The sequence below is a fragment of the Sphingomonas fuzhouensis genome (assembly GCF_034659795.1).
Classification (GTDB): Bacteria; Pseudomonadota; Alphaproteobacteria; order Sphingomonadales; family Sphingomonadaceae; genus Sphingomonas; species Sphingomonas fuzhouensis.
Window position 1 is genome coordinate 436,273 of the sequence record NZ_JAXSQY010000002.1, and the last position, 25,368, is coordinate 461,640.

Below are 25,368 nucleotides of genomic sequence, written 5' to 3' on the forward strand. Positions count from 1 at the left end.
GGCCAGATGCCGGTTGGTGGAAATATCGCTCTCTCCGTGACGCTTTTCAAGCGCAAGAGGTTCCCGTTGCCCTTACAGAATGCGATAGACATATTTTGTCATGCTCCGCCTGTTCGTCGCCCTTCGCCCGCCCCGCGCCATTCGGGACCAGCTTGCCGACGTGATGGACGGCGTGCCCCATACCCGCTGGCAGGATGACGAGCAGCTGCACCTGACGCTGCGCTTCATCGGCGCGGTCGATCGCCCGGTGGCCGAGGATCTCGCCGCCGCGCTGGGTCAGGTTCATGCGCCCGCCCCCACCGTCCGCATCTCGGGTGTCGGGGTCTTCGATCGCAAGGGCAAGGTCGACACGCTCTGGGCCGGGGTCAGCCCGCAGGACGCGCTGGCGCATCTCCACCGCAAGGTCGACCAGGCCTGTGTCCGCGTCGGCCTGCCCCCCGAAGCGCGCGCCTATCGCCCGCACATCACGCTGGCGCGCCTGCCCGCCTCGGCCGGTCTGGCACCCGAGATCGAGGGGTGGCGCGCGGTCCATGCCGGATTGTCGAGCGCGTCCTTCACGATGGAACATCTCGTTCTCTATCAAAGCCATCTGGGGCATGGCGGCGCATCCTATGAACCGGTGATGCGTTGGCCGCTTGAAACCGGCGGGTAACACGCCGCACCTATCCGTATCGAACAGGGAGCTTCCGTCATGAAATATCTCACGCTGTTGACCATCGGCACCGTCGCACTGGGCCTTGGCGCCTGTGACCAGACGAAGATGGAGACGGGCTCCCCCACGCCAAACGGTGCAAGCGCGACCGCGACGCTGAAGACCGCGACCGGCGCCGATGCGGGCCGCGCCACCGCGACCGAAGTGGCGGGCGGACTTCGCGTGACGCTCGACGCGATGAACGTACCTGCGGGCATGCACGGCGTTCATATCCACACCGTCGGCCGCTGCGACGCGCCCGACTTCACCACGGCGGGCGGTCACTGGAACCCGACGCAGCGCCAGCATGGTAGCATGAACCCGCAAGGACCGCATGAAGGCGACATGCCCAACATGACCGTCGGCAATGACGGGCGGGGCACGCTGGGCGTCGTGCTGCCGGGTGCGACCATGGCGGGGCTGCTCGATGCGGACGGCTCGGCGATCGTCATCCATGCGGGGGCCGACGACCTGAAGACCGACCCCAGCGGCAATAGCGGCGGCCGTATCGCCTGCGGCGTATTCCAGGCCAATTGAGCGGGATGACCATATCTCTGCCGACCCGCGCCTTTGGCGGCTTCCTGTTCGACATGGACGGGACGATCCTGAGTTCGATCGCCTCGGCCGAACGCGCCTGGACCGCCTGGGCCGAGCGGCAGGGGCTGGACGTCGCGGCGTTCCTGCCGACCATTCACGGCGTCCAGTCGGTCGAGACGATCCGGCGGCTGAACCTGCCCGGTATCGATCCGGTGGCGGAGGCGCATGCGTTGACCGAGGCGGAGATGCTGGATGTGGACGATATCGCCCCGATCGGCGGCGCGGCGGAATTTCTGGCGGCGCTGCCCACCGATCGCTGGGCGATCGTGACCTCCGCGCCGAAGCGGCTGGCGGAGGTGCGGCTGAAGGCGGCGGGCCTGCCCTTACCCGGCGTATTCGTGACGGCCGAGGATGCGGAGCGGAGCAAGCCTGCGCCCGACGGCTTTCTGCTGGGCGCGGAACGGCTGGGCGTCGCGCCGGCGGATTGCCTGGCGTTCGAGGACGCCCCCGCCGGGATCGCTGCGGCAGAGGCGGCGGGCATGACGGTGGTGGTGATTACCGAGACGCATCGCGGGACGATGGATACGGCCCACGCGATGGTGACCGATTATCGTGACTTGGCGGTGGAATGGGATGGCGCGAGTTTGAAGCTGGATCACCGGGTCTAGGGGCCTGCCCTCACCCTTCCCACCCGCTATGCGGGCGGGCCCCTTCCCTCTCCCGCCGGGAGAGGGAGGGAGGCGCGTAGCGCCGGAAGGGTGAGGGTAAACTGAACCTTCGCTCACTGCAAACGGAGTGGAGGAACGGCTCCCGCCCCCTCAAACCGTAAAGCTCTCCCCGCACCCGCACGCGCCCTTGGCGTTGGGGTTCTGGAACACGAAGCCAGCGGTGAAATCATCCTCGACCCAGTCCATGGTCGACCCGATCAGATACAGGATCGACCCGCCATCGACGAACAGCGTGCCGCCCGGCGTATCGATCTTCTCATCGAACGCCTTGGCCTCGGTGACGTAATCGACCGAATAGGCCAGTCCCGAACAGCCCCGACGCGGGGTCGACAGCTTCACCCCGATCGCCCCTTCCGGTGCACGGGCCATCAGGTCGGCGATCCGCGCCTCGGCGGAGGGCGTCAGGTTCAGCGCGGCGGGACGCGGACGCAGGGTGGTCGCCATGGTCAGAGCATCCCCAGTTCGAGCTTGGCGTCGTCCGACATCTTCTGCGGGTCCCAGGGCGGGTCCCAGATCAGGTTGACGTCGGCCGTCGCGATCCCCGGCACCGCCGAGACGCGCAGTTCGACCTCACCCGGCATCGACTCGGCGACCGGGCAATGCGGGGTGGTCAGCGTCATGGTGACGACGGCATGGCCGCCCTCGGTCACCTCGACACCGTAGATCAGCCCCAAGTCATAGATATTGACCGGAATTTCGGGGTCGTAAATGTCCTTCAGCGCATCGATGATGCCATCATACAGCGCGCCGCCCGGCTGGGTCGGATCGTCGGTGGTCGGCTTTTGCGACAGGAAGCCGGACAGATAATCACGCTGCCGCTCTGCTGGCGCCTCGACCACGTCCTGCACGCGCGCCTTGGGCGGCTGCGCGACGCTGTCCACTTCCTCGACCTTGTAATCGCTCATCCGAAAATCCTCGTGACCCGCCGGACGCCATCCACCAGCGCCGCGACGTCATCGGGTCCGTTATACACGCCGAAACTCGCCCGTGCGGTGGCGGGCAGGCCGAGCGCCTCCATCAGCGGTTGCGCACAGTGATGGCCCGCGCGGATCGCCACCCGGCTCTCGTCCAATATGGTGCCGATATCATGGGGATGAACCCCCTCGACCGCGAAACTGACGATTCCTGCCGAGTCTTTGGGCCCCAGCAACCGTACCGAGTTGATCGCCGACAGCCCCTCGCGCGCCTGCGCGACCAAAGCCGCCTCATGCTTATGGATCGCGTCCAGCCCGATGGCCGACACATAGTCGATCGCGGCATGAAGCCCCAGCGCGCCGACGATATGCGGCGTCCCCGCCTCGAACCGGCCAGGCGGCGGGGCATAGGTGGTCTTCTCGAAGCTCACCCGGTCGATCATCGACCCGCCGCCCTGATAGGGCGGCATCGCCTCCAGCAGCTCAGGCCGCGCCCACAGCACGCCGATCCCGGTCGGGCCATAAAGCTTGTGCCCGGAAAAGACGTAGAAGTCGCAATCCAGCGCCTTCACATCGACCGCGATGCGCGGCACGGCCTGGCATCCGTCGAGCAGGATCTTCGCGCCGACACCATGCGCCAGATCGGCTGCGCGCCGCCCGTCGAGCACCGAGCCCAGCACGTTCGACACATGCCCCAACGACACCAGCTTGTGTGCAGGCGTCAGCATCCGCGCCATCGCGTCCAGATCGATGCGGTGATCGGCGGTCAGCGGCAGCACGTCGATCGCGACGCCCAGTCGCTCGGCGACCATCTGCCACGGCACGATGTTGGAGTGGTGCTCCAGCATCGACAACAGGATGCGGTCGCCCGCCTTCAGCTGGGTCGCGGCCCAGCATTGCGCGACCAGATTGATCCCCTCGGTCGCCCCGCGCGTGAAGACGATCTCGTTCGCCGAACCAGCGCCGATGAACCGCGCCGCCGCCTCGCGCGCCTTTTCATAGGCGACAGTCATATCGGCCGAGCGCTGATAGACGCCGCGATGCACGGTGGCATAGCTGGTGTCATAGGCCCGCGTGATCGCGTCGATCACTCCTTGCGGCTTCTGCGCCGTCGCGGCGGTGTCGAGATAGGCCCAGCCGTCCGGGATCGCCGGAAAATCCGCCACCCGGTCGAGAGGCGATGCGCTCGCCATCAAATCCTCCCCAAGCTGTGCTTGGGGAGGGGGACCATCGCGCCAGCGATGGTGGAGGGGCCACGCCCGGCCAGCCCCTCCACCACCGCTTCGCGGCGGTCCCCCTCCCCATCAGAGATGGGGGGGAATGAATGGGCCAAGCTCAAAGCGCCGCCTCCAGCCAGGCATCCGCATCCGCCGCAAAGGCTTCGCGCACCACTTCGTTGCCGATCCGGTCGATCGCATCCGCGACAAAGGCGCGGGTCAGCAGCGCCTGGGCGCGGGGCTTCGGAATGCCACGGCTCTGCATATAGAACAGCGCCTTGGCGTCCAGCTCTCCCACCGTCGCACCATGCGCGCACTTCACGTCGTCGGCGAAGATTTCCAGCTCGGGCTTCAGATTGACCGTCGCCGTCCGCTGGAGCAGCAGGCCGCGAAGCGACTGTTCGCCATCGGTCTTCTGGGCATCCCGCGCCACCTCGACACGGGCGGCGAGGCTCGCCTGGCTGCGATCGGCGGCGACCGCGCGCCACAGCTGATGGCTCTGGCCGTTCAGCGCGGCATGGCGCAAGGCCACCGCGCATTCTTGGCGAAGTTCGCCCTTGGTCAGCAGCGCGCCGCCAAACTCGGCATAGGCGCCGTCCCCAGTCTGCGTGATGCCGCCATCGATCCGCGCGCCCAAATTACCCGCCGCCAGGAAGGTCGCGGTCAGGCTCGCGCCCTCGCCCAGCTCGGCTTCCTCGCGCAGCGACACGAAGCCATCATCCTGCAACAGCCGCACCGCCCGCATCAGCCGCGCCGACGCCGCCAGCCTCACCCGCGTCAGTCGGTTGGTCCAGCCGCGCCCGACATAGGTCTCATAGACCTGCGCCGCCGCATCCTCGGCCAGTACGATCTCGGCGGGCAGATGGTTCGCCGCACCGCTGGCGACATGGACGATCTGAACGGGGTCGGCGACCGCATCGCGCGCCAGCCGCAGCGACCAGCCACGTCCCAAGGCCTGCTTACCCAACGGATGGTCGCTGGCGTCGATCTGGGTCAGCTGGACCGGGCCGAGATTACTGGCGCTTTCATCCAACACGCCGTCGACGAACAGCAACCGCGCGCCCGGCAGATCGAGGAAGCGATCCGCCCCCGCGACCGGCACCGCCCGCTCGCTTTCCGCCGCGCGACGCAGCGCGTCGAGATCAGCCCAGCGCCACGCCTCTTCGCGCGGCGAAGGAAGGTCCAACACGTCCGCCATCAATTCCTCCCCAAGCTATGCTTGGGGAGGGGGACCAGCCGTAGGCTGGTGGAGGGGCAAGCCCCTCCGGCCCCTCCACCCCTCGCTTCGCGAGCGGTCCCCCTCCCCGCGCCAAGCGCAGGGAGGATTTGAAGAAAAACGCTCATGCCTCGACCCCGGCATAGCCCTCACGCTCTAGTTCGAGCGCGAGTTCGGGTCCGCCCGAACGCACGATGCGGCCATCGGCCAGCACGTGCACCCGGTCGGGCTGCACATAGTCGAGCAACCGCTGATAGTGCGTAATCAGCAGCACCGCCTTATCGGGCGCGCGCATGATGCGGTTGATGCCGTCGCCGACGATGCGCAGCGCGTCGATGTCGAGGCCGGAGTCCGTCTCGTCCAGGATCGCGAACTTGGGGTTCAGGATGCCCATCTGGACCATCTCGTTGCGCTTCTTCTCGCCGCCCGAGAAACCGACATTGACCAGACGCTTGAGCATGTCCTGGTTCAGCCCCAGCCCATCGGCCTGCGCGCGGGCGAGCTTCAGGAATTCGCCACCCGACAGCGGCTTTTCGTCGCGCTGCCCGCGCTGCGCGTTCAGACTCTCGCGCAGGAACTGGACGTTGGACACGCCGGGGATCTCGACCGGATATTGGAAGCCCAGGAACAGCCCGGCGGCGGCACGCTCGTTCGGCTCCAGCTCGAGCAGGTCGACGCCGTCGAACGTCACCGAACCCTCGGTCACTTCATAACCGGGACGCCCGCCCAGCACATAACCCAGCGTCGACTTGCCCGCGCCGTTCGGCCCCATGATCGCATGGACTTCGCCCGCATTCACCTCGAGCGTCAGGCCCTTGAGGATCGGCTTGCCGTCAATCTCGGCGTGGAGGTTTTCAATCTTAAGCACTGATATTCCCACCATGAAGAAGCTTTATCTTTGCTTGGCCAGCACCATCCGCGGCTCGGATCGCCATCTTACCACTAGGCAGCAGTTCATGCTGATATACGACGCCTGCCAAACGTGGATCTGCCTCGATCTCCGGGAAATAATCGGCATCAACATAGATCGGCGGAATAATCGACATGTTCATCACCCCACGCTCCCCTCCAGCGAAATCCCCAGCAGCTTCTGCGCCTCGACCGCAAACTCCATCGGAAGCTGCTGCAAGACTTCCCGCGCAAAGCCGTTGACGATCAGCGCGACCGCCGCCTCCTGATCCAACCCACGGCTCATCGCATAGAAGAGCTGGTCCTCGCTGATCTTGCTGGTCGTCGCCTCATGCTCGATCTGGGCGCTGGGGTTCTTTACCTCAATGTACGGCACGGTATGCGCGCCGCACTGGTCGCCCAGCAGCAGGCTGTCGCACTGGGTGAAGTTGCGGACATTCTCGGCGGTCGCGGCCACGCGGACCAGCCCGCGATAGGTGTTGTCCGAATGCCCGGCCGAAATCCCCTTCGACACGATGGTCGAGCGGGTGTTCTTGCCCAGATGGATCATCTTGGTGCCGGTATCGGCCTGCTGACGGTTGTTGGTGACCGCGACCGAGTAGAACTCGCCCACCGAGCCGTCGCCCGCCAGCACGCAGCTGGGGTATTTCCACGTTACCGCCGATCCGGTTTCGACCTGGGTCCACGACACCTTGCTGTTCTTGCCCTGACAGAGCGCGCGCTTGGTGACGAAATTGTAGATCCCGCCGACGCCATTCTCGTCGCCCGGATACCAGTTCTGGACGGTCGAATATTTGATCTCGGCATCGTCCAGCGCGACCAGCTCGACCACCGCCGCATGCAGCTGGTTCTCGTCGCGCATCGGCGCAGTGCAGCCTTCGAGATAGGAGACGTATGCCCCCTTGTCCGCGACGATCAGCGTGCGCTCGAACTGGCCGGTATTCTCCGCGTTGATGCGGAAATAGGTCGACAGCTCCATCGGGCAGCGAACGCCCTCGGGGATGTAGACGAAGGTGCCGTCCGAGAAGACCGCCGAGTTGAGCGTCGCGAAGTAATTATCCCGCTGCGGCACGACCTTGCCCAGCCACTTGCGGACCAGATCGGGATATTCCTTGATCGCCTCGGAGATCGAGCGGAAGATGACGCCCGCCGCTTCCAGCTCCTTGCGGAAGGTGGTCGCGACCGAGACGCTGTCGAACACCGCATCGACCGCGACCTTGCGCGCGCCCTCGACGCCCGCCAGCACTTCCTGCTCGGCGATCGGGATGCCCAGCTTTTCGTAGGTCCGGCGGATTTCAGGATCGAGCTCGTCCAGCGACGCGATCGTCTTCTTCTGCTTGGGCTCGGCGTAATAATACGCGTCCTGATAATCGATCGGCGGGATGTTCAGCTTGGCCCAGTCCGGCGTCTCCAGCGTCTGCCACAGGCGAAACGCCTTCAGCCGCCAGTCGAGCATCCATTCCGGCTCGCCCTTCTTGGCCGAGATATAGCGGACCGTATCCTCGCTCAGCCCCTTGGGCGCGAAGTCCTGCTCGACCTCGGTCGCGAAGCCCCACTCATATTTCTTGTTGGCGGCGGCGAGCGCCTCTGCATTCTTCGTGGCCATCAGGCGAATACCCCCGGACGCGCATCAGCGCCCATCACTTGCGATTCAACAGGATCGGCGGCGAGCGTCGCGAGCGTCACCCCGGAAAAGGCGGCGCGTACCGCCTGATTGACGACATGCCAATGCGGCCGGACGCGGCATTGCATTTCCAGGCCGCAGTCATGGGCCGCGCCCTCGACGCACGCGGTCAGCGCGATCGGGCCGTCCACCGCCTCGACGATGTCGGCGAGGCTGATCGTATCGGCATCGCGGGCGAGGCGGATGCCGCCCCCGGTGCCGCGCGTGCTCTCGATCAAGCCAGCGCCCGCCAGACGGCTAACCAGCTTCTGCGCGGTAGGGAGCGGCACGCCCGTCTGTCCGGCCAGCAAGGTCGCGTTGCTCCGCCCACCGGCACCTTCGCGCGCGGCGGCGGTCATCATCACGACCGCATAATCGGCTAGGCTGGAAAGGCGCATGGTCTCCCAATCGGATGGATTTGGTCCGATTGGCAAATGGGCGTGAGGGGCCGGTTCGTCAACCGCCAATGCGCACGGGATTTTCGATGGGTGTGAGTGAAGAGGGGCGCGGTTTGGCCCCTCTCGCTCTTCTTTAAGCCCCTCCCGTAGACGGGAGGGGTTTGGGGAGGGCATGGGGTCTCACCGAGCCTGTCGCCCGTGGCTTGCCCTCCCCCATCCCCTCCCGCCTACGGGAGGGGCGTGAGACTCGTTGGCGTGGAGCTTTTAACGCCCGATCAGGCCTTGCGCGATTTCGTCCGCCACGTCCGAGGCCGGATGGCCGGTTTCCGCCGAACGCTGCCACACCTGTTCCAGACGCTCGGGAATTTTGGCGATGCGCGCCATGACCTCGGCCTCGTCGCCCTGGCCCAGATATTCCAGGCCGACATTAATGATGCCGCCCGCATTGATGACGTAATCGGGGGCGTAGAGGATGCCCGCCTCCGCCACGCGCGCGCCATCCTCGCGGGTCGCCAGCTGGTTGTTGGCACCGCCCGCGACGACCTTGGCCTTCAGCCGCTGGATCGAATCGGCGTTCAGCACCGCGCCCAGCGCATTGGGGCTGACCAGATCGACATCGGCGAAGAGGATCTCGTCGGCCGAAGCGACGCTCGCTCCCAACTCCGCCGCCATCTGTTCGGCGCGTGCCTGGTTCACATCGGCGATGGTCAGGACCGCACCGTCCTTGGCCAGCAGCTTGGCCAGACCGCCGCCGACCGAGCCGACGCCCTGGATCGCGACGCGTACGCCCTTCATGTCGGTCGCGCCGAGCCCACGGCTGGCAGCGGCCTTGACGCCCAGATAGACGCCGTGCGCGGTGTAGGGGCCGGGGTCGCCGCCCGCCGCACCACTCGCCACCGGCAGGCCGGAGACATAGCGGGTCTGGGTCGCGATGACCTTCATCCGCTCTTCCGACATGCCGACATCCTCGGCCGTCACGTAACGACCGCCGAGCGACTCGACCGCACGGCCGAAGGCTTCGAGCTGCGCGGTGGTGATGACATCGCCCGGCTTCGCCGCCAGGACCACGCCCTTGCCGCCGCCCAGCGCCAGACCTGCCATCGCATTCTTGTAGCTCATGCCGCGCGACAGGCGCAGCGCGTCGGTGATGGCGAGCGCGGGCGTGCCGTAATTCCAGAAGCGCGCACCGCCCGCCGCCGGGCCGAGATGCGTCGAGTGCACAGCGATGACCGCCTGCAGCCCCGAAGCGGGATCGGTGAACAGGTGCACGCCTTCATGCGCGTCGAAATCGGGAAAGCCCCAGTTCGTCATGCTCGTCCTTCGGTCCGACAAAAGCGGAACCGGACCGAGTCTTCCGACCCGGCCACCCCATCGGTGAGGATTGTGGGAGGACACGGCTCTGAAGGGGGCCGGTGCCGTGGCCAGCGGAGTGGCCAGAAAGAATGGGGCGACCGACGGGACTTGAACCCGCAACTTCCGGCATCACAAGCCGGCGCTCTAACCAATTGAACTACGGTCGCCGCGAAGGCTTGCGCCCCTAAACGGGATCACCCGCTTTCGTCAAGCGGTCAAAATCGCACCCTTCAGAATCTTCCCTGCGCCGAAAGTCGGTATCCGCCCCCCGTGCCGGCGACGAAGCCGAGTTGCTCCAGCCGCGTCGCCGCCGTCGGATCGCCAGGCGTCAGGACCAGATCGGCGGTGTAGCGGCCATCGGGACGGATGCGCAGATTGACCGCCTCGGTGCCGCCCTGCCCCGTCATCGGCAGCAGCAGCGCCCCCGCCTCGCACCGCGCGGTGCCCATCATCATCGGCGGCAGCGGCAGGCCGCCGGCCTCGCCCACCACGGTCGCACGAACACGCCCCGCCGCTTCCTCGCACACCCCGTCGCGAAAGCGCACCGTCACATCCTCCAGCGCCAGCGTGGTGACGGGCAAGGGCGCGAACAGCGTGGCGGCGGGCAGGCTGGCGGTGACATCCTCGATTCCCATCGCATGGCGGCTGATCGTCGCCGCGCCCGCGATCGGTCGGCCATCGGCCCCTGCCCCCTCGAACGCCAGCCGCGCCCGACCGACGAGCAGCGCCAGCGGCGACAACGACACGCGAAGGTCGCCCAGCGCCACATCGCCCAACCGCGCCTCGATCAGGCTGCCGCCCCAGATGGTGCCGCCGACCCGGCGTGCGCTCAGCCCTTCATCGGCGAGGCCCGTCGCCCCCAGCGCAAGGCGCATCGGCAGGAAGACGATCAGCGCCACGACCAGCATCGCTGCGAACAGCACCGGAGGCCGTGTGGTCATCCGTAACCGCATCACGACACCCGCGTCCGCAAGAGAAGGGCGACGCCCACCGTCCGATCGCCATTGTCGGTCAGCGTCGCCTGCTCGACCAGCACCCCGCCCCGCTCCAGCCGGGCGAGCCAGGCATTCAGCGCGGCGGGCCGGGCCGAGGCGATCTGCGCCCGTAACCGGCCGGGGCCGTCCTCGGTCAGCGCGGACAGGGTAAAGCCCGCCTGCTCCGCCGACAGCCGCACCGTATCGGCGAGCGTGCCCGACAGAGCGGCCGGGCGACGGCGGCGTTGGTTCAGTTCGGCGGCAATGGCTTGCGCCTCGCCCAGCCGGATCACCGCATCGGCATGGCGTTCGCGCGCGCTCGACAGGCCGTCGCCCAAGGGCCGCAATATGCCGCCCCAAAGGAGCGTCACGACCAGCAACGCGCCCATGACCAGCAGCAGCCGCTTCTCCCGCAAGGAGCGGCCATCGAACCAGAGTTTCAGCGCCTTCATCGTGCGCGCACCGTGAATTCTCCCGTGATCCGCCCGTTCGCCGCGACGAAGGTGCTGGCCTGGACGGTGAAACCTTCCGCCTCGATCGCGCGCTTCAGATCGGTGGCCAACGCCTCGCGATCGACCGCCACACCCAGCCGGATCGCGCCGTTCGGCTGGAAGTCGAGCGCGGTCAGCTCAGAGCCCGGCACCGCCCGCACGGCGGCGAACACCGCCGCCGCCGTCCGGCTGAACCCCTGGCCAGGTCCGCGCACTGCCGACAGCCGCTCGGCCAGTTGGCGGTCGGCATCGACCAACGTCTCGCCGCGCGGCAGGGCGGTGCGGGCGATCTGCTCGATCTTGGCCTCGGTCGCGTCGGCAGCGAAACTATATTTGGTGAGCCGGACGAAATCGATCGCCAGCGTCGCGACGACGATGGCGAGGCCCAGCCAGGCGAGCCGCCTGACCAGCCGCCAGTCGATCGCAAAACCCCGCCGCCGCGCGAACGGCCCTTGTCGCAGGTCGAGTGCGGGGGCAGCGGCGACTGCGCCCAGCGCCGCCGCGATCCCATCGGCATCCAGATCGGTGAGCGGTTCCTCGCCCGTCACCAGTTCGGTAAGGCCCGGCTCATCGGCAAAGCCCGAGCTTCGCCCGCGCACCACCCCCTGCCCGGCCAGGTCGCCGCGCACATAGCCCTGGTCGGGGCGTGGCAGCAGGAGCGGTGCAGGCACGACCGCCACCGGATCGACCCCCGCCGCGCCCAACCGCGCCAGCCATCCCGCCATCGCACCGCGATTGACGATGCCGATCGCGCGGGTGCCGTCCTCGTCTTCGCCCACCGCGACATGAAGTTCGTCCATCGGCGCCGCACTCACCTCGGCCGCCAGCAGCCGCGCGGCGGCGGCGGCCTGTGCGGTCGAGCGGGCGGGGATGTCGGCCCAGTGGAGCGACACCGCATCGGCGGGCGCGACCGCGATCACCTCGCCGTCACCCTGGGGCAGGCCCTCTCCGGCGGCGGCGACGCGTGCATCCTCGATCCGCATCCAGCGATAATCACCGCCCTCGCCCGGCGGCAGGAACAGGAGGTTGGTCGCACTCATCACTCTTCCCCCCATGTCCGCGCGACGAGGCGCGGCGGCAGCCGTGTCGCATCGACCAGCGCGCGTTCTTGAACCCGGACGCTGCCCAAGCCGACATCGATGCGCAAGTTGAACCAGCGGGTCGTCACCGCCACGCCGCCGCCCCCGCTCGCCCCCGGTATCTGCGCCCAAAAGGCGCTGGCATCCGCATAGCCCTGCGGCGGGCGGCGCAAAAGGGCCTGGGCGATGGCGGCGGGCGAAATCGTGTCGATCTGCGCCATCGCGACCAGCGGCGCCTGTTCGGGTGCCAGCGTGTTGATGTTGACGGCGGTCGGCTTCGCCTCGGGCAGCGTACAGACCCAGGGGCGAAGCTGCGCATAGAGTTCGGGGGTGACGCCGTTGACCATCCGCAATTCACTGACGTCCGCCATCATCGCACCGCCGGTCCGGTATGGCGGATCGCGGGCAAGATAGAGCGCATCCTCCGCCCCGCCGCCTTGCGGGTTCTGGTCGCTGTCGATCCAGTCGGATGTCGCGGTGGCCACCTGCTGGGCGACCTGACCGGGAATGCCCAACAGGCGCATCAGCTTGGCGAAATGCGCGACCTCCACCGCATTGCCGATCAGCACGCCCGGCTGCCCCGGCAAGGCTTGCGCCAGCCCGTTGAGATTGAAGCAATTGCCGCCATCGGTCACCCGCGCGACCGCACTGCCCCCGCCCGCCACATCACCGAGCGGCAGCGCGAAGGGGCGGTCGCTCCATCCGCCGAGCAGCGACACCTTGCCCTGGGACCGTTCCAGCAGGTCGCCGATCCGGATGATCGCCAGCGCCTCGGCCGCATAGGCAAAACCGCGCGCCTGTTCGATCGCCACCGCATTGCCGCCCAGCCGCGTCGACAGGCGCAGCTTTTCCAGCGCGGTCGCGGCCAGTACCGCGATCACCGCGACCAGGATCAGTACGGTCAGCAGCGCGGCGCCGCGCTCGCCAGGTCGAGGGATACGCCTAGCCATTGGGCGTCGGCGTGGGGGTCGGATCGGGGCTGGCGGAACCGCTTTGCGGAACGCCGACATAGCCTGTCCCCACTAGGAAGAGCTGGCGAAAGATCATGCCGTCATCGCGCACGATCGTCACTTCCGCGGCCTGGGGCAAGGCGACGCCGGGCTGCCCCTGCCACTGATCGAGCCATGCCCCGTTGAAGCGATAGCGCAGGTGCAGTTCGCGCACATGGTCCATCAGCGCGGCGGGCTCCATGGCTGCGGCCCCGTCGAGCAGCGGCCAGGCGACCCGCTCCAGCACGTCCCCGTTCAGCCGATAGGCGACCTTTTGCAACGAAGGACGGGCGGCATTGTCGAGATTGCTCCAGCCGCCGCGCACCAGCCGCATCGCATCCGGCCCGGCGACCATGGCGGGGGTCAGGACGCCGCCTTCGTCACGCGTCGGACGGTCGACCGCCTGCGCCAGATCGGCCGACAGGATGGCGGTCGTCCGGCTGATCGCGCTCAGCGCGTCGAGCTTCTGCCCCGTCACCGCCTGCGCCCGCACGCTGAGCGACAGGATCGCCACGGCGGCAGCGGCAAGCATCGAGAAGATGAGCAGCGCCACCATGACTTCGACCAGGGTGAAGCCATGCTGCCCCATTCCCCCGCGAAGGCGAGGGCCCAGTTGCGGCGAACCCTGAAAATCGGGGCAAACGCCGCCTCTCGCCTTAAGCCGGGCAGCAACCGGCCCCCGGCCTTCGCCGGGGAACAGAAAGGCAAGCGCGCGCAATCTCACGACGCCGACACTCCGACCGGCGGCGCGGCCATGGGCGGGCGGACCATCGTCATCCGCCCCGCGACGCTACCGCCCGCATTCGCGACCGCCACGTCGATCCGCACCACGCGCGCATCGCCCGTGCCGCTGACGATCCGCGTCCATTTCCAGCTACGCCCGCCATTCACCTCGACGCCGGTCGTCCGGCCAAGCGCAGGCGCCTGCGGATCGGTGACGGCGGCGATTGCGACGTTGCGCGCGACCATCTGGGCCACGACCGTCTCGTCCAGGATCGACGCCCCCCGGATCGTCGCGCTCTCCAGCCGGACCAGCGCCATCGCCGCCAGGCTGAACACCGCCAGCGCGACCATGATCTCGATAAGGGTGAAGCCCCCTTCTTTTCCTCCCCTGCAAGGGGAGGGGGACCATGCGGAGCATGGTGGAGGGGTGTCCCGCCACCGAGAGGGCGACACCCCTCCGTCAGGGCTGCGCCCTGCCACCTCCCCTTGCAGGGGAGGAATTTCAGACCCCTCACCCATCGACCCGCACCGTGCCGTCGGCGCCGATCCGCACGATGCTGCTCACCCGCTCGCGGGTCAGGCGCAGTTCGACCGGGCGGTCGGCCAGTCCCGTCACGTCGAAGGTGATCCGCACCCGGCCGCTGGGATCGGGGATCATCGCCTGGGTGCCGTCCTCCCACTGCGCGACGCGCAAGGGTTTGGCGGTCATCGGGCTCCACGCCCCGTCCACGCGGCGATCGAAGCCATAGCCGCCGCGCGTGACCCAGATGCTGACCGGAGACGCTTCGACCACCGCCACGTCATGCGCGGCACGGACACGGGCGGCAAAGCGCAGCGCTTCGTCGGTCACCCGCCCGCGCCGGTCGGGCAGCGACCAGACGGCGATCGCCGATGCCAGCCCGATGACGGTGATGACGACCATCAGCTCGACCAGCGTAAAGCCCCCGTCGCGCGCCCTCGCGCGGCGCAACGCGCGCCCACCGCCGTTCGCGGCATCCAGGCGCGCGGGCGCGATCACTTATCCCAATTGCCGATATCGGCGTTGATCCCCTCGCCACCTTCCTTGCCATCGGCGCCATAGGTCCAGACGTCCGCCTCGCCATGCTGGCCGGGCGCGGCATAGAGATAGGGACGTCCCCAGGGATCGTCGGGCAGCTTCTTCAGATAGCCGCCCTTCTGATAGCGCGACGGATCGGCGAGGCCCGCGGGCATCGACACCAGCGCCTGCAACCCTTGCGCGGTCGTCGGGAAGGTCAGGTTCTGGAGCTTGTACATCTCCAGCCCGCCCTCGATCTGCGCGATGTCGGCCTTGGCCTTCTGCACCCGCGCGGTGTCGCCCGAGGGGAGGACGTTCAGCGCGACGATGGTGGCGAGCAGGCCAATGATGACGATCACGACCATCAGCTCGACCAGCGTAAAGCCGTTGGCGGGCCGCTTGCGGCGGATCGGACGGCGGGTTTGGGTACGCATCAACATGTCCTCTCGTCTCATTGACCCGCCAGCGTGTTGAGCTGGAGGATCGGCAGCAGGATGGATAGCACGATCGTCGCGACCACGCCGCCCATCACGACGATGATCGCGGGCTCCAGCAGCGACAAAGCGGTGGCGGTGAAGCGGTCGAACTCACGCTCCAGATAATCGGCGGCGCGCTCCAGCATCTCGTCCAGCCGCCCCGCCGCCTCGCCGCTCGCCGCCAGATAGGTGAGCAGTGGCGGGAAGACGCCCGCCCGCCGCATCGCCGCCGACAGGCTGCCCCCGCCCCGGATCGCATCGACGATGGCGTCGGACGCCACGCGCAACCGGCGATTGTGGATCGTGCCCGCCGTCAGGGTCAGCCCTTCGAGCAGCGGCAACCGGCTCGCCACCATCGTCCCCAGCGTGCGCGCCATCCGAGCGGCATGCAGGTCGCGCAGCAACCGGCCGAGCAGCGGCAGTTTCAGCAGCCATGTGTCGAAGGACAGTCGGATCGACGGCACCTTCAACGCGCGCCAGAAGCCGACGCCCCCCAGGACGGCGATCCCCGCCATCAGCCACCACCAGCCGACCAGCAGGTCCGACACGGCGATGACCATCCGCGTCAGGAAAGGCAGCTCCTGCCCGACCGTATCGAACTGTTCGACCACCTGCGGCACGACGAACATCATCAGCGCGGTGACGACGCCCAACGCCACCACCGCCAGGATCGTTGGATAGGCGAGCGCGGTGACGAGCTTGCCGCGAATTTCCGCCTGTCGTTCGAGCAGCGCGGCGAGCCGTTCGAGGATGGTTGGCAGCGTGCCCGAACTCTCCCCCGCCGCGACCATGGCACGATAGAGCGGGGGAAAGCTCTTCGGCTCGCGCGCCATCGCATCGGCCAGGCGACGACCTTCGGTGACACCCTGATGCACCGTCGCGACGATGGCGCGCACCCGCTCCTGCTCGGTCTGGCGGGTGATGGTGCGCAGGGACTCCTCCAGCGGCGAGACGCGGTTGAGCGTCGCCAGTTGGCGGGTGAACAGCGTCAGCTGCTTGACCGACATGCGCGCGCGGCCGAGCTTCAGCCCGAAGAGCGGACGACGCTCGGCGGTATCGCCGCTGCCCGGCTTGACGGAGACGACATAGAGCCGCTGCTTCTCCAGCGCGGCGCGGGCGGTGTCGGCGGTTTCGGCGGGGATGAACCCGCGCTTCTCGGCCCCCTTGGTGTCGATGGCGACATAGTCGAACCCGGCCATGTCAGCGCCCCCCCTTCGCACAATAGGGGCCCACCCCGGCGAAGGCCGGGGTCCAGTTGCGGTGGCAGTGCAGAAGCGGGGTACGGGATCGAAATCTTATCTCACGCGGAGACGCGGAGACGCGGAGAAAAAGTGAGTTCGCGCAGAGGCGCGGAGGACGCAGAGCTGTCTCGCACGTGACAACGCACAGCTCTTCAAATCGGCGAAAACAAGACGGCCGCTGGCGCGGCAGGTACGACGTCTCTGCGTCCTCTGCGCCTCTGCGCGAAAATGCCCTTCTCCGCGTCTCCGCGTCTCCGCGCGAACTGATGGGCTCATGGCCGCCACTCGCTGCCATTGGCGACTGGACCCCGGCCATCGCCGGGGTAGTGCGGTATGAGAGCCGAGCGCACACCCCCCCCTCACCCCGCGTCGGAGTCGCGGCGGGATACGCGGATGGCTTCCTCCGCCGTCGTCACCCCGTCCAGCACCAGCGCCCGCGCCACCGCCGCCAGCGGCTGCTGCCGGGCGAAGGCGTGCGACGCGATCGCCTGTTCGTCGCCGCCTTCGTTGATCAGCCGCCGGATCGCATCGTCGACCCGCACCGCCTCATAGACGCCGGTCCGGCCCTTATAGCCGGTGCCGTTGCACTGGGGACAGCCGACCGCCTCGTACACCGTCGCCTTGTTCTCGATGCCGAGCAGCGGCGCTACGGTCTGCTTGGCCTTGACCGGCCGCTTGCATGCGGGACACAGCCGCCGCACCAGCCGCTGCGCGATCACGGCGCGAAGCGTCGAGGCGAGCAGGAACGGCTCGACCTTCATGTCCCGCATCCGGGTGATCGCGCCGACCGCATCGTTGGTGTGGACGGTCGACAGGACGAGGTGCCCGGTCAGCGAGGCCTGCACCGCGATCTCGGCGGTTTCGCGGTCGCGGATTTCGCCGACCATCACCACGTCCGGGTCCTGGCGCAGGATCGCGCGCAGGCCCGCCGCGAAGGTCAGCCCGACCTTGGCGTTGACCTGGGTCTGCCCCACCCCCTCGACCGCATATTCGACCGGGTCCTCGACCGTCAGGATGTTCCGGCTGCCATCGTTCAGCAGGCGCAGCGCGGCGTACAGGCTGGTCGTCTTGCCCGAGCCGGTTGGCCCGGTAACCAGGATGATGCCGTTGGGCTCGCTGAGCGCCTCGCGCAGCAGCGCGTACATCGCCGGGTTCATGCCCAGCGCGTCGAGGTCGATCCCGGCATTCTCCTTGTCGAGGATACGCAGCACCACCCGCTCCCCCGCCCGGCTGGGCAGGGTCGAGACACGCACATCGAGCAGCTTACCGCCCAGAGTCAACGCCATGCGCCCGTCCTGCGGCACGCGGCGTTCGGCGATGTCGAGCCGGGCCATGACCTTGATACGGCTGACCACCACGGGGGCGACATGCGGCGGCATGCGAAGCGTCTCGCGCAGCACGCCGTCGATGCGCATCCGGACGACCAGTCCGGTCTCATACGGCTCGATATGGATGTCCGACACGCCGTTGCGCGCGGCATCGGCGATGATGCCGTTGATGAGCCGGATGGCGGGCGCGTCGTCGGCGGTGTCGAGCAAATCCTCGGCGGTCGGGATGCCATCGGCCAGCATGTCCAGCTCGTCGCCCATGCCGACCGCCGCGATCGCCGTCGCCTGTCCGTCCATCGCATAGGCGTCGGACAGAAGACGATCGAAGGCGGGGGCCTCGACGCGGGTGATGGCGAAGGGGCGGCCGATATGGCGGCGCAACTCGATCAGCGCGCGGGGGTCGGCGCCTTCCCGTAGGGCGATGGTCAACGGGTCGGCACTCTGGACCACCGTGCCGAACTTGCGCGCGAAACCATAGGGGATGGTCAGGGGGGCGACCAGTTCCAGCGCTTCGTCGGGCGTGGGGAGCGGGAGAGGGGTGTGCCCTCCCCCATCCCCCCCCGCCTGCGGGAGGGGCGTGCCCAGCGGCAAGGGCACGGTGTCCCCCGTGGTGATGGGCTGCTCGTCGTCAGTCACGGCGCTTGATCGGTTCGACCGATTTGGCGACGGGGACGGCGATGCGCGGGTCCTCGATATTGCCGGGCATCGGCGCGTGCGGGATCGGCGGCGCGGCGTTCATATAATCGCGGACCAGTTCGTCGATCGAGGGTTCGACGCCCGGCTGGGCATAGCCCTGAAGCTGGCGGAGATAGCCGTAACGCTGTTCGGTGACGCGGCGGCTGTCCTCGGGCGTGCGCAGGATGGTCGGGCGGATGAAGACCATCAGGTTCGTCTTCGACCGACTGCGCGCTTTGGATCGGAACAGCGCGCCCAGCCCCGGAATGTCGCCGAGCAGCGGAATCTTCTCGATCGTGCGCCGCTCATTGTCGTCGAGCAGACCGCCGATGACGGTGATCTGCCCGTCATCCGGCGTGAAGACATTCTCGAAGGCGCGCTTGTTGAGGATCAGCTCGCTATTGTTGCTCGACACCGGGCCCGCAATTGAACTGACCTCGAGGCGGACATAGAGTTTCAGCGAGCCGCCCGCATTGACCTGCGGCTTCACGTCCAGCTGGATGCCGACATTCTGCCGTTGCACGGTGCGGAAGGCATTGTCGAAATTGTTCGACAGCGCCTGGCCGGTCGTCACCGGGATTTCCTGGCCGACCAGGCTGTGGGCCTGCTGATTGTCCAGCGTGATGATGTGCGGGACCTGGAGCAGGTTGGAGGTCGTGTCGCTCTTCACCGCGTTGATGATCGCGCCGAACACCGTGTCGCCGATCTGCCCGCCCCAACCGGCAAAGCCGCCGGTGGTGCCCAGGATCGACTGCACCGCCGACTGGGTCAGCTGGCTATAGGCCTGGTTGGGGACATTGGTTTCGGTGCGCGTACCGTCCGGTGCGACGACGACCGTCTTGGTGCCACCGATCGTCTGCGCGCCCACCGCACCTGCGATCTGCAGGATATTGGGGGCGGTATTGCCATAGGTCGACGCCGCGAACGCACCCCCCGACAGGCTGCCGAGCAGGAACTGCGCGCCCAGCCGTCGTGCGGTCTGGTCGGAGACTTCGGCGACGATCGCCTCGATCAGCACCTGTTCGCGGCGCACGTCGAGCTGGCGGATCACCTCGCCGATCTGGCGCTGGATGTCGGCGGGCCCCGCGATGACGATGGCGTTCGCGCCGACGAAGCGGGTGACGACCGCCGCCGTCCGCCCGCCCTGCGTGCTGATCGCGGGCGGCTGGCCGTTCTGGCCGCCAGCACCGGGGGTGCTCGCCGCCTGGGGTTGGGCGACCGGCTGGATACGCTGCGCGATCGAGGTGCCCGCCGCCGAGCCGGACTGGTTGTTGGTCTGGGTGAAGCTGCCGCGCGACAGGGTGGTTTCCTGCACGGGGTCGGGCGTCTGGCCGACCAGTTGCTGAAGAACGGGCAAAAGCTGCTCGGCATCGGCGTTTTCGAGGAAGACGACGCGGATTTCGGTGCCGCTCTTGGCCTTGTTGTCCAGGTCGATCGCGATCTGGGCGAAACGCGCGACGTTCGACGGGTCGCCGCGCAGCGCGATCGAATTGGAGCTGTCGATCGCGACCACCGACACGCCGCTGCCGCCTTGAGGGCCACCGCCCTGCCCGGCCGCGCCACCGCCGCCACCCGCCAGCGTCTGGAGCGCGGTCGCAATCTCGCGCGCGCCCGCATTCTTCAGCGCGATGACGCGGGTCGAGGCATTGTCCGCATCGATCCGCCGGACGACATCGCGGATGCGGCGGATATTGTCGGCGAAGTCCACGACGACCAGGCTGTTGCCGCCACGGTTCGCCGTCACCGATCCTTGCGCGCTGACCAGCGGGCGGACCGTCTCCAGTGCACTGTTCGCGTCGATCGCGCGCAGGCGGATGATCTCGGTGACGTACGCATTGCGGTTGGCACCGCCCAGGCCGATGCGGCTGGGTTGCGACGCGGCATTGTCGATCGGCTGCACCCGGAAGGCACCGCCCGCGCTCGGCACCGCAACCAGCCCGTTGGCGCGCAGCGTGGACAGGAAAACCTCGAAATATTCCGACTTGGACAGCGGCCGATCGGTCACCACCGTCACCTTGCCGTTGACCCGGCTGTCGATGATGAAGGTCCGCCCCGTGACCTTCGCCGCATCGGCGATGAAGGCGCGGATATCGGCGTCGCGGACGTTGAGCGTGGTCTGGGCATGCGCGCTCGCGGCCAATGCCAGCGCCAGAACCGAACCGAGGACGAGCTTCTTCATGGCCGTGGTGCCGCAATCTGGAGGGAGAGCGGCAGCGTCTGATCGCCCCGCTCGACCGTGATGGAGAGAGAACCGCCCTGTGCGAAATCCGCGATCAGGCGGTCGAGGTCGCCCGGCCCCGTCACCGGACGGCCGCCGAGCGCGGTGACGATATCGCCCTCGCGCAGGCCCGCCGCCCGGAACGCCGTGCCTGACCCCATCGGCCGGACGACCAGCCCAGAGACGCGCCCGCCATCGAGCCGGGGAATGAAGCCGATATCGCTGCGCAACTGCGCGATCGGCACACCGCCCTGCGGCGGCACCGATCCGGGGAGCGGCACCGGCGGCGCACCAGCCGCCGGGGCACCAGCGGGCGGCGCATCGGACTGGTCGAGATACAGGTCTTCGGTCGCGCCGCCGCGATCGATGGTGATATGGTCGAAGGCGACCGCCTTCAGCGTGACGCCCGGCTGGATTTCCTCGCCGACCGACACCGAACGCTGCACCCCGTCTGGCCCGGCCAGGATCGCCGAGCCGCGCCCCGATGCCTCGTCGAGCCGCGTACCATATAGCGTCAGTTGCAGGTTGGTGACGGCGGCGGGTGCGGCCTGCTGCCCCTGCAACCGGAAAAAGGGGTCGAAGCCCTCCAGGATCGCGGAGGGCGAGCCCGCAATGGCGGGGGCGAGCGGGCGCCACTCGCCCAGCGGCGAGACGGGGGTGACGATCACCCATAGCAGCCGTGCGCCCTGAACGGCGAGGACCGCCATCAGCGCCAGTTCAGCTACCGAATAGACATTCACGACCGGCAGGCGCCGCAACCAGCGGCGTCCGCGCGCGTCGAGCCTCAACCGCATGAAACCAACCCCGTCCGCATTTTCGAGGTCTAGGCATGGCATGTTACAGCCCGGCGTCAAAGCCCCGAAACATATTCGTCATATCGGTTTCAGATGGAGAACAGGATGGATGCCTTGACCGATGACGTGCCCATGCTGGGCAATGGCCTTGATCCGACGCCGATCATCGCCCGGCTGACGGCGATTCCGGGGGTGCAGCGGCTGCCCAATCCCAAGCTGACGCTGTTCGTGAAGCGCGATGTCCTGCCGGGCGATCTCTGTGCGGCCTTGATGGCGCGAATCGATGCGGTGCGCCGCCCCTCGACCATCGCCGACGCCAATAGCGACACCGCCTATCGCACCAGCGAGACCGGTGACCTGCCCGCCGACGATCCGGCGGTGATCGACACCGAACGGCGCATCGCGATGCTGATTGGCCTGTCGGGCGATTATGGCGAGCCGATCCAGGGGCAGCGTTATGCGGTGGGCCAGGAGTTCAAGCAGCATACCGATTATTTCGAGCCGCGCGGCCTCGACTATCACCGCTATTGCGCGCTGTCGGGCAACCGGACCTGGACGGTGATGCTGTACCTCAACGCACCAGAGGCTGGCGGCGCGACCCGGTTCAAGGTGGTGGACAAGGTGATCCAGCCCGAACCCGGCAAGATGGTCGCCTGGAGCAACCGCCGCGCCGACGGCTCCCCCAACCCCGCCACGCTGCATCAGGCGATGAAGGTGCGGGCAGGGGTGAAATACGTCATCACCAAATGGTATCGGGAACTGCCCTGGCGGGGGTGAGTGGCCGCCGCCCGGAGAACCCGAACGACGGCCCTCGCCTGCCCCCCGAAGGATCAGAAGGTCGTGCTGATCCCCAGCGAGAAGATACGGCCCAGATTATAGCGGTTCAGATAGACGAACCGGCCGTTCCCGAAATCCTGCCGCTCATTATAGCGCGTGCGGGTCAGGTTGCGGGCCTCGGCCTTCAGTTCGAACTTGCCGCCCATCAGCTCAAAGCCCTGGCGCGCCACGAGGTCGAGGCGAATGCCCGGCACCTCGACGATGTCGGGCTGGAAACCGGTGCCCGACAGGTTCGACGGCCCGCGATTGGTCACGCGGTTGCTGGCATAGTTGAACAGCAGCGTGATCTGCGACAGCGCGGCGGTATCCTCGACGCCCAGTTGCAGATTGACCAGATGGTCCGACTGGCCGGTCAGCGGGGCGCCGTCGCGGAACAGCAGTCGCGCCGGACCGAAGCCCGAAGCGCAGCCCGCCAGGCCTGGCGACCCTTGCGCCGCCGCCGGGTTGGGCACGCAGGAGGCGTCCGCGTTGATCTGCGACTTGGTGTAGGTGTAGTTGGCGATCGCGACGAGGCGGCGCGTGGCGAAGAAATCGCCCCCCAGGCCCGCCAGCGGCACATATTTCTGCAACTCGACTTCGGCACCATAGAGCGTTGCCGAGGGCAGATAGGTGAAGCCCGTCTGCAACCGGTCGTCCGCGCCGGTGTAGAAGCCGACCTGTTCGATCGGATTCTTGATCCGCTTGTAGAAGCCCGCCAGCGTGAAGCGCTGGTCGCGCGCGTAGAACCATTCGTAGCGTGCTTCGAGGTTCCACAGCTCGCTGTCGCGCAGGTTCGGGTTGCCGAAGAACAGGCGGTCCGAGTCCGGGTCGCGGAACTGCTGCGGCGCGAGTTCGCGGAACTGCGGACGCGAGATGGTTTTGGCGCCGCTCGCACGCAGCTGCATATTGGCGGCGAAGTTCCAGGTCAGCGTGCCAGCGGGCAGGAAATAGCCGTTCTTCAGCCGCGTCGTCGCGCTCTGTACCGGCGTCACCGTCTCGACCGCCGTTTCATAGCGGACACCCGCCACCGCGCGCAGGCCGTTGGCGACTTCCGCCTCGGCCTGGACGTAACCGGCATGGACGTTCAGCCTGGCGTCATAGGCATAGGCACCGGCTTGCGTCGAGAATTGCAGCTGGAGCGTGCATGCCCCCTGCCCGCGCAACGGACAGGCATTGTTGATGACATCCGGGCTCAACAGATAGTCGGGACGGTAGAGATTGTACGGGAAGCCCGGCGCGGTGCCCGCCCCGTCGCTGGTCTGGTAGTTGAACTGGATGCGGCTCGAATAGCGGTCCGTGCCCTGGTAGAAATAGCCGGTGCTCAGCGTGATCGGACGATCACCGTCGATCTTGTAGGAAAGGTCCGCCTGGCCGGTCCACAGATTCTCGTTTAGTTCCGAGAAAATGATCGAGGCGAAGGGGGTGAAGCGCTGCGTCACCTGATACGCGCCGTTACACTGGAACCCGCCCGCGCCGTTGCCACCGTCATAGCTGATCGGCAGGCCGTTGCTGGTGCGGGCCGAGCAGAGATAGTCGAACTGGCGCTCATAGGGCGCATTGCGCTTCGAATTGGCGAAGGCCCCGCGCGCATCGAACTTCAGCGCATCGGTCAGCTTGAACTCGCCGACCAGCTGGCTTTCGATCAGCTGGCGTTCGAACCAGTTGGTATTCTGCTGGAAGCGAAGGCCGCTGGCGTTGTTGTAGACCTCGGCCGCGGAGCCCCGCCCCTGCTTCAGCGTGTCGTGGATATAGACGTTGGTCCAGCGCACCGTGTTGTCGCCGAACTCATAGCCCAGCCCGACCAGCGCATTGGCGACGATGCGGTTGTCGGTCAGGAGCGTGCGGAAATCATTCCGGATCGTGCCGTCTTCCGACACCGAATCCTGCTGGATCGCCGAGCGAGTGCGGAAGGTGTTGGACAGGCTGAGCGACGAGATCACGCCCAGACGGTCGCTGCCGATATCGAACACCGACCCGGCCGAAATCTCGCCCGACAGATTGGCGGGCAGATGGTTGTTGCGCTGGAGCAGGGTAGTCGAGGCGTTGGACAGCCCCGCCACCTGCGCCGCCGGAACCAGGCCCGCACCGCGCCCCGCCTGCACGTCACGCACGAACTGCGGCACGCCGCGCGTCCCGTCGTCATAGCCCAGCCAGTCGGCCTTGCCGCCCGCATAGGTATAGCCCAGCCCGCTGGTCGTCGCATCGTCGGCGGCGACCGTGAAGCCGCCCGAGATGAAGTTCTTGTTGGGGATCGCCTTGGTCGTCAGGTTGATGACGCCGCCGCCGAACTCGGCCGGATAATTGACCGAATAGGTCTTCTGGACCAGCGCCGAGCCGACGATGGTGGTCGGGAAGATGTCCAGCGGGACCGAGCGGCGCAGCGGCTCGGGGCTGGGCAGCGGCGAGCCGTTGAGCAGCGACGAGGAATAGCGATCGCCCAGACCCCGGACATAGACGAAGCCGCCGCCCACGACCGACAGGCCGGTGACGCGGGTCAGCGCACCCGCGATATCGCCCTCGCCCGTGCGCGCGATGTCGGCGGCGGACAGGACCGAGACGATCTGCGGCGTGGCGCGGATGGTGTTGGGGATGTTGCGGCCGACCACGACGATCTCGTTGCCCGCCGTGGCGTCGACGCCGGGTGCGGAGATTTCGACCGGCTCATCCGCCGACTGGCCGTCCTGGCCCGTCGGGGTCTGGCTCTGCGGCGTCGCCTGCCCGTCGGGGCTGGTCGCGGTCGTGCTGGTCTGCGGCGGCGCACCCGTGGCCTGCGCGAGCAGCGCGGGCGCGACGAGTTGCGAGGTCAGCAGAAGGAGGGAGGCATAAGCGAGGCGTCGCTGCATGGCCGGGTCATCCCGTATCAGATTCTATGGGGAAAAGCCGGGGTGGCGACGATCGCCAC

26 protein-coding genes and 1 tRNA gene are annotated in these 25,368 nt (G+C 67.7%); 4 read left to right on the forward strand and 23 right to left on the reverse strand.

The features are described 5' to 3' along the window. Positions 1–100 precede the first annotated feature (100 nt). From thpR to U1H82_RS06520, 3 genes are read left to right on the forward strand one after another with little or no spacing between them, the layout of a single operon-like run. Positions 101–652 (forward strand): RNA 2',3'-cyclic phosphodiesterase, encoded by a 552-nt coding sequence (thpR, locus tag U1H82_RS06510; RefSeq protein ID WP_322964109.1) that lies wholly within the window; start codon positions 101–103, stop codon positions 650–652. Between the two features lie 39 nt (positions 653–691). Continuing rightward, positions 692–1,228, forward strand: coding sequence for a superoxide dismutase family protein (locus U1H82_RS06515; RefSeq protein ID WP_322964110.1), 537 nt, complete (start codon positions 692–694; stop codon positions 1,226–1,228). A 5-nt stretch (positions 1,229–1,233) separates the two neighbouring features. After that, on the forward strand, positions 1,234–1,896 hold the full coding sequence (locus U1H82_RS06520; protein ID WP_322964111.1) for an HAD-IA family hydrolase: 663 nt from the start codon (positions 1,234–1,236) through the stop codon (positions 1,894–1,896). 150 nt (positions 1,897–2,046) lie between these two features. On the opposite strand, the gene U1H82_RS06525 is transcribed toward U1H82_RS06520, so the two are convergent. The 22 genes from U1H82_RS06525 to U1H82_RS06630 form a co-directional block, all read right to left on the reverse strand. Then, positions 2,047–2,400: a HesB/IscA family protein gene (locus U1H82_RS06525; RefSeq protein WP_007404566.1), complete on the reverse strand. Its 354-nt coding sequence runs from the start codon at positions 2,398–2,400 to the stop codon at positions 2,047–2,049. Between the two features lie 2 nt (positions 2,401–2,402). Continuing rightward, on the reverse strand, positions 2,403–2,861 hold the full coding sequence (locus U1H82_RS06530) for an SUF system Fe-S cluster assembly protein (RefSeq protein ID WP_322964112.1): 459 nt from the start codon (positions 2,859–2,861) through the stop codon (positions 2,403–2,405). After that, complete coding sequence (locus U1H82_RS06535) at positions 2,858–4,063, reverse strand: aminotransferase class V-fold PLP-dependent enzyme (RefSeq protein ID WP_322964113.1); 1,206 nt, start codon at positions 4,061–4,063, stop codon at positions 2,858–2,860. The genes U1H82_RS06530 and U1H82_RS06535 overlap by 4 nt, the downstream gene beginning before the upstream one ends. 142 nt (positions 4,064–4,205) lie before the next feature. Beyond that, the gene (locus U1H82_RS06540) at positions 4,206–5,285 is read right to left on the reverse strand and encodes a SufB/SufD family protein (RefSeq protein WP_322964114.1); all 1,080 of its coding nucleotides are present in this window, start codon (positions 5,283–5,285) and stop codon (positions 4,206–4,208) included. Between the two features lie 142 nt (positions 5,286–5,427). Next, on the reverse strand, positions 5,428–6,171 hold the full coding sequence (gene sufC, locus U1H82_RS06545) for a Fe-S cluster assembly ATPase SufC (protein WP_322964115.1): 744 nt from the start codon (positions 6,169–6,171) through the stop codon (positions 5,428–5,430). Beyond that, complete coding sequence (locus U1H82_RS06550; protein ID WP_322964116.1) at positions 6,164–6,355, reverse strand: hypothetical protein; 192 nt, start codon at positions 6,353–6,355, stop codon at positions 6,164–6,166. Before U1H82_RS06550 ends, sufC begins: the two co-directional genes overlap by 8 nt. Continuing rightward, the gene (gene sufB / locus U1H82_RS06555; protein WP_322964118.1) at positions 6,355–7,818 is read right to left on the reverse strand and encodes a Fe-S cluster assembly protein SufB; all 1,464 of its coding nucleotides are present in this window, start codon (positions 7,816–7,818) and stop codon (positions 6,355–6,357) included. The genes U1H82_RS06550 and sufB overlap by 1 nt, the downstream gene beginning before the upstream one ends. Next, the gene (locus U1H82_RS06560; protein WP_322964119.1) at positions 7,818–8,273 is read right to left on the reverse strand and encodes an SUF system Fe-S cluster assembly regulator; all 456 of its coding nucleotides are present in this window, start codon (positions 8,271–8,273) and stop codon (positions 7,818–7,820) included. Before U1H82_RS06560 ends, sufB begins: the two co-directional genes overlap by 1 nt. Positions 8,274–8,537: 264 nt before the next feature. Further along, the gene (locus U1H82_RS06565) at positions 8,538–9,584 is read right to left on the reverse strand and encodes a Glu/Leu/Phe/Val dehydrogenase family protein (protein WP_322964120.1); all 1,047 of its coding nucleotides are present in this window, start codon (positions 9,582–9,584) and stop codon (positions 8,538–8,540) included. 132 nt (positions 9,585–9,716) lie between these two features. Beyond that, positions 9,717–9,793, reverse strand: a tRNA-His gene (locus U1H82_RS06570). Positions 9,794–9,856: 63 nt separating this feature from the next. Next, positions 9,857–10,567 carry a type II secretion system protein N gene (locus tag U1H82_RS06575; RefSeq protein ID WP_322964121.1) on the reverse strand — a complete coding sequence of 237 codons (711 nt, stop codon included), beginning with the start codon at positions 10,565–10,567 and terminating at the stop codon, positions 9,857–9,859. 11 nt (positions 10,568–10,578) lie between these two features. Further along, positions 10,579–11,052, reverse strand: coding sequence for a type II secretion system protein GspM (gene gspM, locus U1H82_RS06580; RefSeq protein WP_322964122.1), 474 nt, complete (start codon positions 11,050–11,052; stop codon positions 10,579–10,581). Then, entirely contained in the window at positions 11,049–12,131 is a 1,083-nt protein-coding gene (gene gspL / locus U1H82_RS06585) for a type II secretion system protein GspL (protein WP_322964123.1), read from the reverse strand. Before gspL ends, gspM begins: the two co-directional genes overlap by 4 nt. Beyond that, on the reverse strand, positions 12,131–13,120 hold the full coding sequence (gene gspK, locus U1H82_RS06590) for a type II secretion system minor pseudopilin GspK (protein WP_322964124.1): 990 nt from the start codon (positions 13,118–13,120) through the stop codon (positions 12,131–12,133). The genes gspL and gspK overlap by 1 nt, the downstream gene beginning before the upstream one ends. After that, entirely contained in the window at positions 13,113–13,748 is a 636-nt protein-coding gene (gene gspJ, locus U1H82_RS06595) for a type II secretion system minor pseudopilin GspJ (protein WP_322964125.1), read from the reverse strand. Before gspJ ends, gspK begins: the two co-directional genes overlap by 8 nt. Positions 13,749–13,879: 131 nt before the next feature. Beyond that, positions 13,880–14,233 (reverse strand): type II secretion system minor pseudopilin GspI, encoded by a 354-nt coding sequence (gene gspI / locus U1H82_RS06600; RefSeq protein ID WP_322964126.1) that lies wholly within the window; start codon positions 14,231–14,233, stop codon positions 13,880–13,882. Between the two features lie 160 nt (positions 14,234–14,393). After that, on the reverse strand, positions 14,394–14,900 hold the full coding sequence (locus U1H82_RS06605) for a GspH/FimT family pseudopilin (RefSeq protein WP_322964127.1): 507 nt from the start codon (positions 14,898–14,900) through the stop codon (positions 14,394–14,396). Beyond that, positions 14,897–15,352, reverse strand: a complete 456-nt coding sequence (gene gspG, locus U1H82_RS06610; RefSeq protein ID WP_322964128.1) for a type II secretion system major pseudopilin GspG — start codon at positions 15,350–15,352, stop codon at positions 14,897–14,899. Before gspG ends, U1H82_RS06605 begins: the two co-directional genes overlap by 4 nt. A gap of 17 nt (positions 15,353–15,369) precedes the next feature. Next, the gene (gspF, locus tag U1H82_RS06615) at positions 15,370–16,593 is read right to left on the reverse strand and encodes a type II secretion system inner membrane protein GspF (RefSeq protein WP_322964129.1); all 1,224 of its coding nucleotides are present in this window, start codon (positions 16,591–16,593) and stop codon (positions 15,370–15,372) included. Between the two features lie 401 nt (positions 16,594–16,994). Then, positions 16,995–18,470, reverse strand: coding sequence for a type II secretion system ATPase GspE (gspE, locus tag U1H82_RS06620; protein WP_511073013.1), 1,476 nt, complete (start codon positions 18,468–18,470; stop codon positions 16,995–16,997). A 121-nt stretch (positions 18,471–18,591) separates the two neighbouring features. After that, positions 18,592–20,817 carry a type II secretion system secretin GspD gene (gene gspD, locus U1H82_RS06625; protein WP_322964130.1) on the reverse strand — a complete coding sequence of 742 codons (2,226 nt, stop codon included), beginning with the start codon at positions 20,815–20,817 and terminating at the stop codon, positions 18,592–18,594. Beyond that, positions 20,814–21,650: a type II secretion system protein N gene (locus U1H82_RS06630; RefSeq protein ID WP_322964131.1), complete on the reverse strand. Its 837-nt coding sequence runs from the start codon at positions 21,648–21,650 to the stop codon at positions 20,814–20,816. The genes gspD and U1H82_RS06630 overlap by 4 nt, the downstream gene beginning before the upstream one ends. A gap of 105 nt (positions 21,651–21,755) precedes the next feature. Here U1H82_RS06630 and U1H82_RS06635 point away from each other — a divergent pair, with 105 nt between their 5' ends. Then, positions 21,756–22,427 carry a prolyl hydroxylase family protein gene (locus tag U1H82_RS06635; RefSeq protein WP_322964132.1) on the forward strand — a complete coding sequence of 224 codons (672 nt, stop codon included), beginning with the start codon at positions 21,756–21,758 and terminating at the stop codon, positions 22,425–22,427. A 53-nt stretch (positions 22,428–22,480) separates the two neighbouring features. Here U1H82_RS06635 and U1H82_RS06640 read toward each other — a convergent pair whose 3' ends face one another. Next, positions 22,481–25,309 carry a TonB-dependent receptor domain-containing protein gene (locus U1H82_RS06640; protein WP_322964133.1) on the reverse strand — a complete coding sequence of 943 codons (2,829 nt, stop codon included), beginning with the start codon at positions 25,307–25,309 and terminating at the stop codon, positions 22,481–22,483. Between the last annotated feature and the right edge of the window lie 59 nt (positions 25,310–25,368).

What these genes read in the sequence shown, in the direction of transcription:
- U1H82_RS06550 (WP_322964116.1), bottom strand. Translation starts at nt 6,355, where the DNA reads ATGAACATGTCGATTATTCCGCCGATCTATGTTGATGCCGATTATTTC.
- U1H82_RS06520 (WP_322964111.1), top strand. Translation starts at nt 1,234, where the DNA reads ATGACCATATCTCTGCCGACCCGCGCCTTTGGCGGCTTCCTGTTCGAC.
- U1H82_RS06515 (WP_322964110.1), top strand. Translation starts at nt 692, where the DNA reads ATGAAATATCTCACGCTGTTGACCATCGGCACCGTCGCACTGGGCCTT.
- U1H82_RS06530 (WP_322964112.1), bottom strand. Translation starts at nt 2,861, where the DNA reads ATGAGCGATTACAAGGTCGAGGAAGTGGACAGCGTCGCGCAGCCGCCC.
- U1H82_RS06540 (WP_322964114.1), bottom strand. Translation starts at nt 5,285, where the DNA reads ATGGCGGACGTGTTGGACCTTCCTTCGCCGCGCGAAGAGGCGTGGCGC.
- U1H82_RS06640 (WP_322964133.1), bottom strand. Translation starts at nt 25,309, where the DNA reads ATGCAGCGACGCCTCGCTTATGCCTCCCTCCTTCTGCTGACCTCGCAA.
- U1H82_RS06635 (WP_322964132.1), top strand. Translation starts at nt 21,756, where the DNA reads ATGGATGCCTTGACCGATGACGTGCCCATGCTGGGCAATGGCCTTGAT.
- gspG (WP_322964128.1), bottom strand. Translation starts at nt 15,352, where the DNA reads ATGCGTACCCAAACCCGCCGTCCGATCCGCCGCAAGCGGCCCGCCAAC.
- U1H82_RS06630 (WP_322964131.1), bottom strand. Translation starts at nt 21,650, where the DNA reads ATGCGGTTGAGGCTCGACGCGCGCGGACGCCGCTGGTTGCGGCGCCTG.
- U1H82_RS06575 (WP_322964121.1), bottom strand. Translation starts at nt 10,567, where the DNA reads ATGACCACACGGCCTCCGGTGCTGTTCGCAGCGATGCTGGTCGTGGCG.
- gspM (WP_322964122.1), bottom strand. Translation starts at nt 11,052, where the DNA reads ATGAAGGCGCTGAAACTCTGGTTCGATGGCCGCTCCTTGCGGGAGAAG.
- thpR (WP_322964109.1), top strand. Translation starts at nt 101, where the DNA reads ATGCTCCGCCTGTTCGTCGCCCTTCGCCCGCCCCGCGCCATTCGGGAC.
- U1H82_RS06565 (WP_322964120.1), bottom strand. Translation starts at nt 9,584, where the DNA reads ATGACGAACTGGGGCTTTCCCGATTTCGACGCGCATGAAGGCGTGCAC.
- U1H82_RS06535 (WP_322964113.1), bottom strand. Translation starts at nt 4,063, where the DNA reads ATGGCGAGCGCATCGCCTCTCGACCGGGTGGCGGATTTTCCGGCGATC.
- gspK (WP_322964124.1), bottom strand. Translation starts at nt 13,120, where the DNA reads ATGGCTAGGCGTATCCCTCGACCTGGCGAGCGCGGCGCCGCGCTGCTG.
- gspF (WP_322964129.1), bottom strand. Translation starts at nt 16,593, where the DNA reads ATGGCCGGGTTCGACTATGTCGCCATCGACACCAAGGGGGCCGAGAAG.
- gspJ (WP_322964125.1), bottom strand. Translation starts at nt 13,748, where the DNA reads ATGGGGCAGCATGGCTTCACCCTGGTCGAAGTCATGGTGGCGCTGCTC.
- U1H82_RS06525 (WP_007404566.1), bottom strand. Translation starts at nt 2,400, where the DNA reads ATGGCGACCACCCTGCGTCCGCGTCCCGCCGCGCTGAACCTGACGCCC.
- sufB (WP_322964118.1), bottom strand. Translation starts at nt 7,818, where the DNA reads ATGGCCACGAAGAATGCAGAGGCGCTCGCCGCCGCCAACAAGAAATAT.
- gspI (WP_322964126.1), bottom strand. Translation starts at nt 14,233, where the DNA reads ATGGTCGCGCTGGCGGTGTTCAGCCTGGCGGCGATGGCGCTGGTCCGG.
- gspD (WP_322964130.1), bottom strand. Translation starts at nt 20,817, where the DNA reads ATGAAGAAGCTCGTCCTCGGTTCGGTTCTGGCGCTGGCATTGGCCGCG.
- gspL (WP_322964123.1), bottom strand. Translation starts at nt 12,131, where the DNA reads ATGAGTGCGACCAACCTCCTGTTCCTGCCGCCGGGCGAGGGCGGTGAT.
- U1H82_RS06560 (WP_322964119.1), bottom strand. Translation starts at nt 8,273, where the DNA reads ATGCGCCTTTCCAGCCTAGCCGATTATGCGGTCGTGATGATGACCGCC.